The sequence below is a fragment of the Pseudothermotoga elfii DSM 9442 = NBRC 107921 genome (assembly GCF_000504085.1).
Lineage (GTDB): Bacteria > Thermotogota > Thermotogae > Thermotogales > DSM-5069 > Pseudothermotoga_B > Pseudothermotoga_B elfii.
In genome coordinates, this window is record NC_022792.1 from 541315 (window position 1) to 553715 (window position 12401).

General features: G+C 38.4%; 12 protein-coding genes and 1 pseudogene. 3 read left to right on the forward strand and 10 right to left on the reverse strand.

The features are described from left to right. Positions 1 to 14: 14 nt before the first annotated feature. From TEL01S_RS02560 to TEL01S_RS02605, 10 genes are read right to left on the reverse strand one after another with little or no spacing between them, the layout of a single operon-like run. On the reverse strand, positions 15 to 1613 hold the full coding sequence (locus TEL01S_RS02560; protein WP_028843401.1) for a peptidyl-prolyl cis-trans isomerase: 1599 nt from the start codon (positions 1611 to 1613) through the stop codon (positions 15 to 17). After that, positions 1610 to 3106 (reverse strand): lysine--tRNA ligase, encoded by a 1497-nt coding sequence (gene lysS, locus TEL01S_RS02565; RefSeq protein ID WP_012002566.1) that lies wholly within the window; start codon positions 3104 to 3106, stop codon positions 1610 to 1612. Before lysS ends, TEL01S_RS02560 begins: the two co-directional genes overlap by 4 nt. A gap of 9 nt (positions 3107 to 3115) precedes the next feature. After that, complete coding sequence (gene greA / locus TEL01S_RS02570; protein ID WP_012002567.1) at positions 3116 to 3607, reverse strand: transcription elongation factor GreA; 492 nt, start codon at positions 3605 to 3607, stop codon at positions 3116 to 3118. After that, complete coding sequence (nrdR, locus tag TEL01S_RS02575; protein ID WP_012002568.1) at positions 3607 to 4071, reverse strand: transcriptional regulator NrdR; 465 nt, start codon at positions 4069 to 4071, stop codon at positions 3607 to 3609. Before nrdR ends, greA begins: the two co-directional genes overlap by 1 nt. After that, complete coding sequence (gene whiA, locus TEL01S_RS02580) at positions 4068 to 4988, reverse strand: DNA-binding protein WhiA (protein ID WP_028843400.1); 921 nt, start codon at positions 4986 to 4988, stop codon at positions 4068 to 4070. Before whiA ends, nrdR begins: the two co-directional genes overlap by 4 nt. Positions 4989 to 4991: 3 nt before the next feature. Beyond that, complete coding sequence (locus tag TEL01S_RS02585; RefSeq protein ID WP_028843399.1) at positions 4992 to 5942, reverse strand: gluconeogenesis factor YvcK family protein; 951 nt, start codon at positions 5940 to 5942, stop codon at positions 4992 to 4994. Then, complete coding sequence (gene rapZ, locus TEL01S_RS02590) at positions 5939 to 6775, reverse strand: RNase adapter RapZ (protein ID WP_028843398.1); 837 nt, start codon at positions 6773 to 6775, stop codon at positions 5939 to 5941. Before rapZ ends, TEL01S_RS02585 begins: the two co-directional genes overlap by 4 nt. Then, positions 6708 to 7544 carry a glutamate racemase gene (murI, locus tag TEL01S_RS10665; protein WP_051366155.1) on the reverse strand — a complete coding sequence of 279 codons (837 nt, stop codon included), beginning with the start codon at positions 7542 to 7544 and terminating at the stop codon, positions 6708 to 6710. Before murI ends, rapZ begins: the two co-directional genes overlap by 68 nt. Then, positions 7541 to 7810: a hypothetical protein gene (locus TEL01S_RS02600; RefSeq protein ID WP_012002573.1), complete on the reverse strand. Its 270-nt coding sequence runs from the start codon at positions 7808 to 7810 to the stop codon at positions 7541 to 7543. The genes murI and TEL01S_RS02600 overlap by 4 nt, the downstream gene beginning before the upstream one ends. Further along, entirely contained in the window at positions 7788 to 8048 is a 261-nt protein-coding gene (locus TEL01S_RS02605) for a hypothetical protein (protein ID WP_012002574.1), read from the reverse strand. Before TEL01S_RS02605 ends, TEL01S_RS02600 begins: the two co-directional genes overlap by 23 nt. A 71-nt stretch (positions 8049 to 8119) precedes the next feature. On the opposite strand from TEL01S_RS02605, the pseudogene hutH reads away from it, so the two are divergent. The 3 genes and pseudogenes from hutH (at position 8120) to TEL01S_RS02620 (ending at position 12386) form a co-directional block, all read left to right on the forward strand. Then, positions 8120 to 9638, forward strand: a pseudogene (gene hutH, locus TEL01S_RS02610) (histidine ammonia-lyase). Next, entirely contained in the window at positions 9613 to 10875 is a 1263-nt protein-coding gene (locus TEL01S_RS02615; protein WP_081430059.1) for a TM0106 family RecB-like putative nuclease, read from the forward strand. The pseudogene hutH and the gene TEL01S_RS02615 overlap by 26 nt, the downstream one beginning before the upstream one ends. A gap of 62 nt (positions 10876 to 10937) precedes the next feature. Then, positions 10938 to 12386, forward strand: a complete 1449-nt coding sequence (locus TEL01S_RS02620; protein WP_012002577.1) for a radical SAM protein — start codon at positions 10938 to 10940, stop codon at positions 12384 to 12386. Positions 12387 to 12401 lie beyond the last annotated feature (15 nt).

Consider the following 12401-nt stretch of genomic DNA (forward strand, 5'->3'; position numbering starts at 1 on the left):
TTTCATCAAGGTTGTTATTCAAGTTCACTTAATGCAGCGTCGAAGTCAATGTAATTTGGATCTATTCTTCTCAACTGCTCAAGATAGAATTTTGCGCTTGTTGCATCTTCCAGAGATTTGCTCAAGTCGTAAAGATTGTAATAAGAGCTCGCCCGCATTTCAGTAGAAGCATTTGTATCCAGTGCAATACTTGAAAAACCAGATTCGATCTCAATTAAACTTTGCAGCAAGTACTGAATATATTCGGGATACAAATATGGTTTAATCTCTGAATAGAGAAGAGATAGATAATTGTATTTCACCTGTAGATTATTCTGATCTAATTGATACATACGGCTTGCCACTTCAAGTGATGTTGGATATTGTTCATACAAGTCTTTGATTAGCATTTCTTTTTCCGCCATAATCTGCTTAAGTTTTTCGCTACTTTGATCATCACTCTGATCTAAGGATTCTTCAATTTTTTCTAACAAAACCACATAAGCACTTTTAAGCGTATCAGGAGCTTGAGGCGAGATTGAATTGTCCTGGAAAATCTTTTCTTTTAATTCTTCCCTGAGAGATTCATATTCTGTTGGCGTGGATACCGAGCTGACTTTTCTCCATGTACTGTACACTTCATCTGCGATGACGAGTTCTATATTTTTTTCGCTGGTGTAATTTTCGTACCATTGCTGCATTTTCTGAGATTGGAGAGAATTTTTTTCTGATTCATATGTGTCCGAAAGTGCAAAGTTTTCAAAATCAGTTAAAACAGTCGCGCTTTGAACTTCAAGTACATACCACGAACTACCAAGCGGTATAGGACCAACGGTTGTATTTGTAGCCCCTGAAAAGATATCTTTTTCGAATTTTTCATCAAAGATTCCGCGGGTGAGATTGGGTATATCCTGCACAGATAAGCCCATTTCACTCGCTGCCCCATCAAATCCTTTTTCAAGAAGAATGTTTATGAACTTGTTTGCACTGCTTTCATCAGTGAATGAAACTAATTTTGCATCAACTTTGTCATATTTTTTTCGTAATTGATCTATATTCTCCTCAAAATACTTTTTCATTTCTTCACTATCAACATTTGCTACTGAAGCCACAACTTTCTGCTGGGTTAAAGATTTCTCCAGAGTTGGTTTCAGTACGGCATTTAGATATACATTAACACTTCCATAACGCTGTTTTATATACTGGACCAGTGACTGATCTTTTTCAATCTGCTGCCTGTACTCATTTAATTTTGCTTCTATCTCTTTATTTGACGCTGTTAGCTTATTCTGTTTTGCATAGTGAAGAATAACCTTGTTTTTAAGCAAATCTTCGAGCAAAGATGCCTTCTGTGATGGTTCCTGAAAGATGGGATCTAACTGACTGATCCCGTAATTGCTTAAAAGATTTCCGTATTCTGAATCAAGTTCAGAAGGCAATACCCATGTATCTGAATCCTCAATAGGTGATCCAGCGATAGTTAAATAACCTATTGCCTGGTCTAAGGAAATCTTGCTACTTTCCTGCCTTCCCGATAGGTAACTTGCCACTGACCACCAGGCTATGCCGGCAACAAAAGATACAGCTATGATCCAGACGATAACCTTCTGCCATTTCTTAAACCATTCTCTCATTCAACAGCACTCCCTTCAAGATCGTCCTCTTCGGTTTGGCTAACAAGAGGAAAAGCTATCACATCTCTTATAGACGGTGAATTTGTTAGCAACATTATCAGCCTGTCTATGCCTATTCCCAAGCCACCTGTTGGAGGTAACCCGTATTCCAGAGCCCTTATAAAATCGAGATCCATTCTGTGGGCTTCCTCATCACCTGCGTCTCTAAGCTTTAATTGGGCTTTGAATCTCTCCAATTGATCATCTGGATCATTCAGCTCACTGAATGCATTTCCCATCTCCATTCCAAAAATAATCGGTTCGAATCTCTCAGTCAATCTTGGATCATCACGGTGCCTTTTTGCAAGTGGGGATATATCTACTGGATGATCCATTAAAAACGTTGGCTGTATCACTTCTTCTTCTACCAGGTCCCACAATTTCTCTATCATTTTTTCTCGAGATTTGGTATCCGGCTCGACGCCCCGCTCTTTGAGCACGTAGTATAGTTTTTCATCATTATCTTCGAGTATATCCACATCCAATCTCGATTTTATAAACTCTCTCATTTTAATTCTTTTCCAGGGAGGTTTAAAATCAAGTTCCACACCCTGATAAGTTAATTTGTACGAACCATAAAGGTGAAGTACAAGTTCAGAAATGAGAGATTCTGTCAATTCCATCATGTCATTGTAATCAGCATAGGCCTGGTAAATTTCTATAGAGGTGAATTCCGGACTATGCTTGTACGATATACCTTCGTTCCGGAAATTTTTTCCTATCTCGTAGACTTTTTCAAATCCACCGACAATATACCTTTTGAGATGTAATTCGGGGGCAATTCTTAGATACATTTCGCAATCCAGGGCCTCAAGTCTTGTAATAAACGGTTTTGCAGCACCTCCGCCAGGTATAAAATTCAACACAGGTGTCTCTACTTCAACAAAATCAAGCCGATTTAAAAAATCTCTTATGAATCTTATCGCTTCATAACGGATTCTAAACCTCTCTAAGGTAGAATCGTTAGCTATCATATCAACGTAGCGCTGCCTGTAAGCAACTTCTTTGTCTTTTAAGCCGTGCCATTTCTCTGGTAATGGTCTTCTTGATTTACTAAGAAGCTGGAAATTCTTAACATAAACGGTTAGTTCTCCTGTTCTGCTTTTAAATGGAAAACCTGTGATACCGATAATGTCACCTGGTGCAATGTATTTTTTGAAAAGGTTGTATTTTTCCTCTGAAATTTCGTTTTGTCTTATGTATGCTTGTATTCTTCCGTAGAAATCTTTGATTGTGAAAAAGCAGGATTTTCCATGTAAACGAACTGTCATAACACGTCCTGCAGTGGATATCTCCTCATCTTGCAAAACTTCGCCAGGCTGAAGTGCTTGAAATTTTTCCTGTATAGTTTTCGTCGTGTGTGTTTTTTCAAATTTGTATGGGTATGGATTAACTCCCAGTTTTCTGAGTTCTTCTACTTCCTTAGCCCGCTGGCTTAGTATATCTTTTATCACATGATCACCTCATTCTTGGTTAAGTGATTTGGAGCTTATTCCAAGAATTTCATATCTTACCGAACCTGCGGGTGCTTTGAGTTTTACTACTTCACCAACTTTTCTACCCATTAGTGCTCTTCCCACAGGAGAATCGACACTTATTTTGTTGGAAAAGATATCAGCTTCCTGAGGATTGACAAGTCTTACGGAACGTTCCTCGCCTGTGTTCAGGTTTTTAATAATCACATAGGAACCGACGGATATTTGATTCGAATCTGTATTTTCTATTATTTCAGAGTTGTTGAGAATCTGTTCTAATTCCGTTATTCTGCTTCCTATACGTCCCTGTTCATTTTTGGCTTCATCATATTCTGTATTTTCAGACAGATCTCCAAGCTCTCTTGCTTCCTTTATCCTTTCTGATATTTCATACATCAACTTTTGCTTCAAAGAATCAAGTTCTTGCTTCAATTCTTCGTATCCTTCCTTTGTCAGGTAAATCACGTTTTTCTTGTTCATCAATCCACCTCCTGATCTTTTTTTAATTCCCGGACAATATCGAGAAATTGATCTATCTCTCTAAAATCTTTGTAAACAGAAGCAAATCTGACATATGCAACCTGATCTATTTGTCTCAATTTCGACATAACCAGCTCCCCTATGAGTTTTGATGGGATCTCTGTGCTACCCTGTTTTTGAAGAGCAAGTTCTACTTCTTCAACCAGCTTTTCCAGCGTTTCGTAAGAAATAGGTCTTTTCTCGCACGCTTTTAAAACTCCGTTGAGCAATTTTGAACGATCGAACGTCTCTCTCCTTCCATCTTTCTTGACTACTATTATAGGCAAAAGTTCGTAACGCTCGTATGTTGTGAAACGAGCGCCACACTCAATACACTCTCTTCTTCTTCTAATAGCTGTGCCATCCAGAGTTGGTCTTGAATCTAGAACCCTACTATCTGGGTGACCACAAAATGGACATTTCATCTTGACTTTCCTTTCTCTATCTGTTCGGCGAGTGAGATTATTTTCTTCATTCTCGTAAAAACCATTGATTTGGTCATCTTTGGCTCCATCATTTCTCCGAGCTCTCGCAAACTCATATCTTCATTTTCAAGTCTTAAATAAGCTAATAATCTCAGCTCATCGTTTAGTGAATCAAGACCTATGCTTTCCTCTATTATCTTTATAGCCCTGAGCTGCCTTGCGGTACTATTACCTATTCTATCAGCGTTTGCTGACAAAAAGTTCATACTTCTATTAACATCAGAAATCACAGAACGTCTCTGAACGATCTGTTCGACCTTTGTAGCCGACTGAATTGCGCCAATAAGGTTCAAAAACTCTATCAAATCACTCGCTGCTCTGATTGTAAGTTTGAAATTGTTTCTTACCTGGAGAACTTTTGATTGTATCTCAAATTTTTTTCTCAGGGTAAATGATATTTGATTGAGTAGGTTTTCATCCGAGTGATTGATTTCCAGATGGTATGAAGCAACAGGGTTTATAACTGTTCCACAGACTAAATATAAGCCTCGAAGAAAGACACCAAAAAGCTCTGGATCGATTGAGACCCATTCGGGTATATCAGTATTCAGAAAATATATTTCATTGTTCCCAAATGAACTAACCGTCAGATCTAATTGAACGTTTTTTTGTTTCCACAACCTTTGATTTTGAACAACAAAGATTTCATAATCACCAGATGACAGGATTTTCATAACAGTTATAAATCTCCTCGCAATCTTTATGCTCGGGAACATAATAGATAGATTCATTTGTTTTTTTGACAACCTTAAAACTCCTTTTCCTTTGATAAAACCTATGAGCTCGGCTTCTGCCTCTTTCTTATCGTTAATTTCTGTAGAACACAGCTCATATTTCACTTCTTCAGAGAAGCTCATCCTTCAGCTTCCCCTTTCCAAAAGTTTCATGATTACTTTTGCAAGTAATTGTGGATTGTGCCTTGCTTTTGGTCTGGTATCATTGGGTTCGAATTCTATCGTCAGCAGAGGTTCAAATATATAACGCTCATCCACATCACCATTCGACAAAACAGGTTCTGCTAATTCCCTGGCATAAGAATTCAAAAGCTTTTCAGGTGGCATCAAATTATTTGCGATGATAAAATCAACCCTACTTCTAAGATATTTCTCTAATTCTTTTACATGATCTTGCAGGCTCAGTCCCGCTGTCTCGCCTGGTTGAGTCATTATGTTTGCAACGTATATTTTAATGGCTTTTTCGTTGCTGTTAATTGTGTCAGCAACATTATCCACAAGAAGATTAGTAATCACGCTTGTATAAAGACTGCCTGGGCCGAAAACAATTGCATCCGCATCAGATAGTGCGTTAATAACCTCATCCAGGGCTTTAACCCTTTTGTTTAGTTTAATTGATATTATTTTGCGTTTTTGCCTCACAATCTCAGTTTCTCCGATTATCTCGCTACCATCTTCATATATAGCGATCAATCTGATCAATTCTTCGCAAACAGGGAGAACTTTTCCTTTTATAGCAAGTATTTGCGATGCAAGTTTGACAGCTATGCTAAAACTTCCAGTCATTCTGGTCAGGGCAGCTAATATTATATTCCCAACACTGTGATTTGACAGTGTACCATTTGTCTTGAACCTGAAAGAGAAAATTCTGCTCATCAAATCCTCGTCTTTAGCTAATGCAATGATATTGTTCCTTACATCACCTGGAGGAGGCATCTCCAGTTCTTCTCTGATTATTCCAGAACTCCCTCCTTCGTCAGTAACCGCAACTATTGCGGTTAAATCTACCCCAGTATTTTTCAATCCTCTCAGCAAAACTGAAAGACCTGTTCCCCCGCCTACGGCGACTACCTTCATTTATTCACATCCCTGTGTTCAACGTAGACATAAAATCTATCTTTAAGTATTTTTGAGAGTTTTTCGGCAACATAAACTGATCTGTGTCTTCCACCGGTGCAGCCTATTGAAACTGTCATGAATGGCCTGCCTTCACTTTTGTATCTTGTGGCAGCAATATGTAAAAGCTTGTAAGTGTACTGTATAAAGTCCTCAACTATGGGATATTTGGAAAAAAAGTTTACTATTTCTTGATCTGTACCATTTAACTGTGCCAGCTTGCGATCATAATATGGGTTTGGTAAAAAGCGTGTGTCGATTATAAAATCAGTGTCGGCTGGTAATCCGTACTTGAAGCCAAAACTTCTTATTCTGATAACAAATTGTGCTTCTTCTTTCAGCAGAGATCCTATTTTTTCTCTGAGCGTATGGATGTCAAGACCTGTCGTGTCTATAACTACAGACATTTCTTTCATATCTCCGAGCAATTCTTTTTCTTTTGAAATAGCTTCTTTCAAGCTCAATTGCCCTTCCAACGGGTGACGTCTTCTCGTTGTGGCAAACCTTTTAAGAAGTTCTTCATCAGAAGCTTCCAGAAATAACACGGTCACAATGTTACTGTAATTATCTACAAGTTTTTTAATAGCCTGAACGGCGTTACCCAGCTGAGCGCTCCTGATATCCACGACAAGTGCCACTTTGTCAATAGATGAACTTGAGAGCAACACCATGAAATCGTTCAGAAGAGCTGGTGGAAGGTTGTCTATGCAAAAAAAACCAATGTCTTCAAGAACTCTCGCTACTGTACTTTTTCCCGCTCCAGACAAACCCGAGACTACCAGTATTCTCTTCATGATTTTTCTCATCCTCCAAGTCAGTGAACTGCACAGTATATGGAAGTTTCAACAAAGTTTGGTATTTTGAGATCTTCGTATGAAATGAAAGCGGGTCCTGAGTCACGAAAAAGCTAATTTTTCCGATGATTTTTCCATCTTGTCGGCAGCTCAGCCAGATATTTTTAACCAAACTCTCGGCAGGATCGTAAAATCGTAATTTAGGAAAGATCGTCTGAATTTTTTCTATAAGAAGAGGTAAATGTGTGCATCCAAGAATTACCAGATCGGCATTTTTAAATGGTTCGAAACATTCTTTAATCTCTATATCTGCTTGTCTACCATGAACTTCATTGTTTTCTATAAGTTCGACAAGTTTCTGGCATGGCCGTTGAATAATTTTGCTTATTCCTCGATTTAATAGTAATTTTTCATATATACCACTTTTGATTGTCAGTTCTGTTGCTGCAACCCCTATGCATTGCGCAGAGGAAAAATTGATGTCAAAATCAAGTATCCCGAAATAGGGAGGTATTCTGGCTGATAAACTGGATAGTTTAAGGACAGCATCTGCAGTGTTGCACGCAGCAACAATACAATCTGCACCCTGTAAAGCGAGAAAATTTATTATCCTGGTTACCCTTTCGAAGATCTGCTGATGAGTTTTAGTACCGTAGGGAGCATAAAGTGTATCTGCAACATACACATATTCATTGTGCGGCATATATTCTACCAGCTTTTGCAACACAGTAAATCCACCTATTCCAGAATCAAAAACTCCTATCTTCATGATTTACCTTCCTCTTTTTCACTGAAAAATGATTTTATCTTGAATGTCAAATGGTTTATGATTTTTTCAGACCTTATCTCATTCAAAAGGGCATTTGTAAGCATCACGAGCAATATTTCATCTGTTTCTGCCTCTTCGACGATATTTTTTATCTGAGAATATTCTGTTTGGAGACGATTCAGAACGTTCAGTAATTCCTCCTCTGTGGCATCTGTGACTAAATCATAGTTCTTATCGTCAAGTCTAATATTCACGCTTTTCTTCATAAACACTCTCCGTGACATTAATCATGTTCTGAAGTTTTTGAATCAGAGAATTCATGGAGTTTCTATAAGTTTCAACAAGGGTTTCGAGTTCCCTTTTCTCTTTGTCAAGTTTTTCGATTTTGCTTAAAGCTTCGTTAATTTGTTTCCATAATTGTTCATTTTCTTCTTTTGCTTTCTTGTGCTCTTCCAGAAGTTTGTCTACAAGCTTTTCAAGTTCAGCCAGCCTGTCCAAATCCATTCACCCCTTGAAATTAAAGTATATCACAACTGTTTTTGCTTTTCGATATACTATGATTGGAGGCGAACATGATGATAGAAATTGGTGGTTCTCGATTAACAGTTTCTGATGTTGTTAAAGTTGCCAGATATTGTGAAAAAGTAGAACTTTCTCCTGAATCTATAGTGAAGATGCAAAAAAGTCGCGAAGTGGTAGAACAGATATTGAAAGAGGAACGAGCTATCTATGGTGTGAATACAGGTTTTGGGGCCTTTGCCAATGTTAAGATACCAAAAGATGATCTGTTGCAAATACAGAAAAATATCTTGCTTTCTCATGCATGCGGTGTAGGCGAACCATTGAGTGAAGAAATAGTCAGGGCGATGATGCTGATAAGGGCACATTCTCTCTCTTGGTTTTTCCGGAGTCAGACCTGTGATAGTCAAAAAACTCTGCGAGTTTTTGAACAAAGGAGTAACTCCATATGTCCCATCAAAAGGATCAGTTGGTTCAAGTGGAGATCTTGCTCCACTTGCCCATATTGCTCTGCCTCTAATTGGCGAAGGATATATTCTCAAAAACGGAGTTAAAGTCCCAGCTAAGGAAGTTCTGCTCGAAAAAAATATAGATCCTCTTATTCTTTCAGAAAAAGAAGGTCTGAGTCTTGTAAATGGGACTCAAGCAATGGCAGCTATTCTTTCGATTGTGGTGAATGATGTAGCCAATTTGATTTATCTTGCTGTGCGTGTGGCTGCTTTGGTTGCAGATGTATTGATGGCTTCTCCTGATGCGTACGAGGATATCGTATGGATTTCAAGGCCACACAGAGGTCAGAAAATCGTTGCCAAATTGATGAAAGAACTGTTTGAAGGTAGTCAAATCAGGGAGTCTCACAGAAATTGTTCACAGGTTCAAGATGCTTATTCTCTCAGATGCATCCCACAGGTCTATGGAGCTGTCCTGGACTGCTTAGAATATGTAAAAAAGATTGTCGAGATCGAACTGAATTCAGCTACAGATAATCCGCTGGTTTTTGGTGAAAAAATACTGTCTCAGGGGAATTTTCATGGTGAACCTCTGGCTCTATCAGCTGATTTTCTTGCTATATCTCTGTCAGATTTCGGCAATATGGTGGAAAGACAGATAGATAGAATGGTGAACCCGAAAGTTAATGCGAATTTGCCTCCCTTTTTGGTTATCGGGGACGAGGGAACAAATTCTGGCTACATGATATGGCAATACACAGCAGCGGCCCTTTGCAATGAAAATAAAATTTTGTCTCATTCAGCATCGGTGGATACGATTCCAACAAGTGGTTATCAGGAAGATCATGTCAGCATGGGAATGAATGCTTGTCTAAAATTGATGAGAATATATGAAAATATAATCTCGCTTGTCTCTATAGAGCTAATGTGTGCTACTAGAGCTCTGCAACTTAGAAGGCCTCTCAAGACATCACCAAAAAACGAAGAATTGTTTGAATCAACAGTACCATTGATTGATAAAGTTTCGGGCGATAGTTTTGTTCAGGATCAATTTGAAAGGATCAGATCATTTGTTTTAGAGAAAACCAGAGTTGTTATGAATGAATGGTGGAGAAGTTATGAATGAAAATATCTGGTTTGATGACATTGAACAGTTTCTCGTCTGCCCAAGGAGGTATTGCATAGAAAAAACATCCAGAAATTATGAACGTATACCAGACGAACAGAAAACAAGAGAATTGATGAAACTAAAATTTTCTATCGAAAAACCTGTAATCTCCGCCGATCTTTTCGGGAATACCCTCATCTCATCACCCGACGCGATAGTTCCCCATGGAGAGATGTGGAAGATTTTAATGAAAAAAACTGCCAAAAGATTTAAGAAGAAGTATTTGCTGGAAGCAGCTTTTCACGGATATGTTTTTTCAAGCAACGGATATATAATTTCTCAGGTTATTGTTGAATCGCCTTATTTTAGAGCAAGTATAGACTGGAAAGAAGGCATCCCTCATCTTTTTAGTGTTATAGAAAACATTGTTTATTCACAGATGGACGATCCTCCCGTGCCAAAACCTGTTTCTCAGTGCAAAACCTGCAGACACGTTCTTGAATGTACAAAAATACTTGTTAAAGAAGGGAGTTTGTTAGCGATACACGGTTTGAACAGCAAATTGAAGATGAAATTGATTGAACAAGGTGTGACAGATCTTCCGGATATTTTATCGAAAGATATAGATTATATCTCTATAGATACTGTTGAAAAACTCAGGAAAAAGGTGACCGCCTTACTTGAAGATAAGGTTCTGGTCATATCCCAGTATGACAGGTTGGAAGAAGGTGTTTTTCTTGATATAGAGTCACACCCACTGAAAGATTTTGATTACTTATTTGGTGTGCTTGTTGACGATAAATATATTCCCTATCTCTGTGAGTCAATAGAAGATGAATACAGAGTTTTTGGAGAACTCCTCGATTTTCTTGATAGAACAAGTGGTCCCATATATCATTATTGTCCATATGAACCTTCTCGATTTTCCTCTCTTGTGAACAGATGGAGTGATTTGGGGACTGTATATAGAAAGATAAAGACAAGATTTGTCGATGTCTATCAAATTTTAGTGAAACATATTGCTCTTCCTCTTTTCACATACTCACTGAAAAGTGTAGCACGCTTTTTGGGTTATCAATGGCGCACAAATCTCGATGGTCTAAGAGCTTCGAGATATTATCAATTATGGCTTTCTACACGTGATCAGGAATATCTCGATATTCTCCTTGAATATAACGAAGATGACACGCGTGCTACAAAGCTCGTGGTGGAAAAACTAAATTACTTTCGAAATCAAAAAGTAATTTACAGATAATCAAAAAGTAATTTTCTTGCTCCATAATTTGACTGACCAGTCAGTAAAAAGGAGGTAAAACTATGGCGGTTGTGGGAGGAGTTAAAGGATTGATTTATAGACAGGCTGGCAAGCTTGTTTCAATGGTCTTAAAAAACACCGATGAAGAAGGATTGTACAAGTTATTTTCAACACTCAGCGCATTTACCAAGGAACCATCTAAGAGTGGTCTGAAAAAACTTGCAATCATGGCTAAGGAAAAACATCCGATGATTACCAGCTGGGTTAACGTATTCAGAAGATCAAGTCCAAAATGTGTTGAGAAGATCATAAACAATTTGATCATCAATGAATTCGCAATAGGAGAACCAGTCAGACAGCAGAAAATGCATGACCACAGAGTTGTTTTGCCGAAACTTGGTGTTATAAGCCCCACTTATGCTTGCAATTTGAACTGTGTGGGGTGTTATGCGGGTCTTTACGGCAGAAAATACGAACTGACAAAAGAAGAGGTTAGCAAAGTTATACAGCAAGCCAATGAACTTGGAATCTATTTTTGGGTTATCACCGGCGGAGAACCTTTTTACTGGCCATATTTAATGGATATCCTGGAGGAATTCAACGATAATTACTTCCTGATCTACACCAATGGCACTCTTATCACGGAGGAGATCGCAGAGAAACTTTCGAAGCTTGGGAATGCTACACCGGCAATATCTGTGGAAGGTTTTGAGCTCGATACAGATTGGAGAAGAGGTAGAGGCGTCTTTAAGAGCATTATGGAAACCTGGGATAGGTTGAGAAGACATGGGGTACCTTTTGGAGCATCTATAACTGCAACAAGAATGAATCACGATACCCTTATGAAGGATGAATTCTGGAAATTTTTGGAAGAGCAGCAGGTTGTTTATGCATGGGTCTTCCAATATATGCCTGTTGGAATTAATGCATCGATGGATCTTGTTCCAACACCACAACAGAGATACGAGAGGTTCTTTAAAACTGATGAAGTCAGGCTTGGTGGAAAATTTGCATTTGTTGCTGATTTCTGGAACCATGGATTTTTGACACATGGATGTCTTGCAGCAGGTTCAAAATACTTCCATGTAAATGCAAAAGGTTATGTCGAACCGTGCGTTTTCCAGCAATATGCAGTAGATAGCATCAGAGAAAAGTCGGTGCTCGAAATTTTGAAATCCCCATTCTTTGAATCTTATAAGCGTATGGTTCCTTATTCAAACAACCTCTTCAGACCATGCCCAATCATAGATAACCCGAAAGTTTACAGAGCTATGGTAAAACATTTCAATGCAATACCCCAGCATGAAGGATCAGAAAGAGTAGTAGAAGAGTTAGCAGAAGAAATTGACAAATTAGCTGATGAATGGAAAGTTTACGCCGATAAATTATGGTATGAACAAGGCTATATAGACAGATATCCCGTTAATCGAGGAATATACAACTACGAGACACGCATGAAACGCTATGCAAATAAAGAAGAAGCCCTTGCTGTTGATAAAAAAATGAAGTGAGGAGTTGCTCCTCAC

What these genes read in the sequence shown, in the direction of transcription:
- TEL01S_RS02585 (WP_028843399.1), bottom strand. Translation starts at nt 5,942, where the DNA reads ATGAAGGTAGTCGCCGTAGGCGGGGGAACAGGTCTTTCAGTTTTGCTG.
- TEL01S_RS02605 (WP_012002574.1), bottom strand. Translation starts at nt 8,048, where the DNA reads ATGGATTTGGACAGGCTGGCTGAACTTGAAAAGCTTGTAGACAAACTT.
- murI (WP_051366155.1), bottom strand. Translation starts at nt 7,544, where the DNA reads ATGAAGATAGGAGTTTTTGATTCTGGAATAGGTGGATTTACTGTGTTG.
- TEL01S_RS02600 (WP_012002573.1), bottom strand. Translation starts at nt 7,810, where the DNA reads ATGAAGAAAAGCGTGAATATTAGACTTGACGATAAGAACTATGATTTA.
- TEL01S_RS02620 (WP_012002577.1), top strand. Translation starts at nt 10,938, where the DNA reads ATGGCGGTTGTGGGAGGAGTTAAAGGATTGATTTATAGACAGGCTGGC.
- nrdR (WP_012002568.1), bottom strand. Translation starts at nt 4,071, where the DNA reads ATGAAATGTCCATTTTGTGGTCACCCAGATAGTAGGGTTCTAGATTCA.
- rapZ (WP_028843398.1), bottom strand. Translation starts at nt 6,775, where the DNA reads ATGAAGAGAATACTGGTAGTCTCGGGTTTGTCTGGAGCGGGAAAAAGT.
- TEL01S_RS02560 (WP_028843401.1), bottom strand. Translation starts at nt 1,613, where the DNA reads ATGAGAGAATGGTTTAAGAAATGGCAGAAGGTTATCGTCTGGATCATA.
- greA (WP_012002567.1), bottom strand. Translation starts at nt 3,607, where the DNA reads ATGAACAAGAAAAACGTGATTTACCTGACAAAGGAAGGATACGAAGAA.
- whiA (WP_028843400.1), bottom strand. Translation starts at nt 4,988, where the DNA reads ATGAGCTTCTCTGAAGAAGTGAAATATGAGCTGTGTTCTACAGAAATT.
- TEL01S_RS02615 (WP_081430059.1), top strand. Translation starts at nt 9,613, where the DNA reads ATGAATGGTGGAGAAGTTATGAATGAAAATATCTGGTTTGATGACATT.